The organism is Fulvivirga kasyanovii (assembly GCF_009711405.1).
GTDB lineage: Bacteria > Bacteroidota > Bacteroidia > Cytophagales > Cyclobacteriaceae > Fulvivirga > Fulvivirga kasyanovii.
In genome coordinates, this window is the sequence record NZ_SMLW01000220.1 from 1 (window position 1) to 2,432 (window position 2,432).

Below are 2,432 nucleotides of genomic sequence, written 5' to 3' on the forward strand. Positions count from 1 at the left end.
GGACGCCCTATTTCATTTTAGGTCGTAGGACCGCTGCGCTAAACTACGATCAGATGGGGGTAAAGTCCTTCTTTGTTTATAGAATTTGTGCTTCCTGCTCATCTGGTAAAGGTAGAAAGTCATAAGAAGTTTATATCAAAAGACTGATTCGGATCGACTGGTTTGTGGATACGAGCTACAAGCTCGCACCAGCAGAGGAATATAGTCTAAAATATTACGAAATTATATAGCGTGCTGATCCCAAATAGCATACTTTCTTCCCATGTTTCAAAGATAGCATTTAAAGAATTAGCCCGGGCGGACACCCTATTCCATTTTATGTCGTAGGATCGCTGCGCTCAACCTACGACCAGATGGGGGCTAAAATTTTAGGTGATCGTTCCATATCTTTTTTTCAGGTGTACAATATCCAGCAACAATATCCATGATTTCCAGCAGGAAATCCTCCGCGTTTTCATTGTTTTCTTCTCGTTTTGAGAACATAATTTTTTCTAAAACTCAACTGGCTCCCATTAGCTTTCTGGAACTCTTTTAGTGTATTTATTACGGCTTGAAACTTTTTTTCAACTAGTAGATGCATAATTTTTTGTTCTAATTCGAATACTTCCATATTAGTTACTTAACGAGGGTTTGTTTGTTTCCAAGAGCTTCTATAAGCTTCTTGTACGCAATATATGACTCCCGCTGGTGCGAGCTTGTAGCTCGTATCATACCATTCTTAAATATAGTCAATTTCCAGCAGCCCTTTCCCGCCACTATAATCAATGGCACTGCTATACTTCCAATGATGAGGCTCAGTAACAAAACCAGCTTCAACCGAATTAAAATGTATATAGTCTACTTTTTGATCAATTAACCTGTGGACTCCATAATTCAATTGTTTTATTATTTTGCTGCCAGTCTGTACCGATTACTATCGGTAAATTGCCTACGTTTAATATTGCTATTGTTAGCGCCTGCTTTTTCCATCATCCAGAGTATCCATTCCTTTCGGCTCTCCTGCGTATTTTCTTCTATTAACTTTTGAAGGGCCTTGGAGGTAAAGGTTTTTAATGATTTCCATAAGCTGCCCGGATCTTTTTCCTTTGCCCGAAAGATCAGATGAACATGGCTTGGCATGATGCACCATGTATAGCTCCATTCCTTTGTTTTTTCTGCAATGATCCAAACTTTCTAGCATGGCATTGAAATATGGATCCCGTGTAAAAACATCAAACCAGTAAACTGTTGCAAAACTTACAAAGTAAAGTCCTTCTCTGTTATAGAATTTGTGCTTCCTGCTCATCTGGTAAAGGTGGAAAGTCTTAAGAAGTTTATTTCAAAAGACTGATTCGGATCGACTGGTTGTGGATACGAGCTACAAGCTCGCACCAGCAGAGGGAGGAATTCGACAGCTATAGCTGATACCAATAGGCACGTGAGCAGGTGACTATGTTTCGTTGTAGGTTTGAGTTTTTTATATTAGGTAAGCGTTAAAACTAGAAAGGCTGACAACATTTGCCAGCCTTATCTTCACTCAAGTTAGAGCTAATTAATTTATTCCTTTGTCAGTAAGAGTATTTCCTCCTCAGTAAGGGGACGATCATAAATTCTTATCTCATCAATGCCACCATTGAAGGGTGCGCATTCCCCTATTGAACAATGTCCCATACCAAAATGAAATGGATTGTCTGATTCCTGAAAAGTGCCACATGTGAAATCTCCTTTTTCCTCATCCAGAACATCACGTCTTAAACCATCAATATATAGTTTAAATCCGGCTGGACTAAAAGTTCCATTCCATGTACCTGCGACATGATACCATTTATTGACCTCTAAACTCTCTGATGAAGTTTTTCTGCCATCATAATCATCACCGTCAATTGCATAGAAAATGTTTAATTGTTGTTCCTTTGTTACGCCAAAAACAAATCCTATCCGTCCCATACAATTTCCGGGGGTTCCGGTTCCATTATAATTTGAGATAATTCGGCCGGTGGCTCCTGAATCAGCTAAATAAATCCATGCGGAAAAAGATGCGCCGTCTTTTAAATTATCATCTATACTTGATGAGGTTACTACATAATCATCTACACCGTCAAAATGATAAGCATGATCAGCGATTTGATGTCTGTCAGCAAATGCAGATGCGCCATTTAATGTGCCGTTAAATTGATTCCCACTTTGGTCGTTTACATTCTCATCAAATGGGTAATAAGCGATTAACCCATCGCTTGGAAGGACAACAACCTCCTTAGATATTGTAACTCCATCAGGCTCCACATTATTGGCTATCTTCAAGGTAACCTGATAAACGCCTGGTGTAGAATAGGTTACGTTGGGATGTTGTGTTGATGAAGTAGTTGGTGTACCGCCTTCAAAACTCCACTCCCAGATAGTAGGATTACCAATGGACTCATCTTTGAAAGCTATGCTCTCACCAGCATTGATTG

Annotated in this window: 3 protein-coding genes; all 3 read right to left on the minus strand. The window is 39.4% G+C overall.

The genetic code is table 11. From position 1 onward, the window contains the following. Positions 1–718: 718 nt before the first annotated feature. Positions 719–877 carry a hypothetical protein gene (locus tag E1163_RS31110; protein ID WP_246223453.1) on the minus strand — a complete coding sequence of 53 codons (159 nt, stop codon included), beginning with the start codon at positions 875–877 and terminating at the stop codon, positions 719–721. Positions 878–949: 72 nt separating this feature from the next. Then, a complete protein-coding gene (locus E1163_RS31500) occupies positions 950–1,285 on the minus strand; it encodes a hypothetical protein (protein ID WP_343033707.1) in 336 nt (111 codons plus the stop codon). 251 nt (positions 1,286–1,536) lie between these two features. Next, positions 1,537–2,432 (minus strand): LamG-like jellyroll fold domain-containing protein (locus E1163_RS01000; RefSeq protein WP_155168662.1); only part of this gene is annotated, 896 nt, incomplete at its 5' end.

Coding starts and splice junctions, on each gene's coding strand:
- E1163_RS31500 (WP_343033707.1), bottom strand. CDS start 1,285: ATGAGCAGGAAGCACAAATTCTATAACAGAGAAGGACTTTACTTTGTA.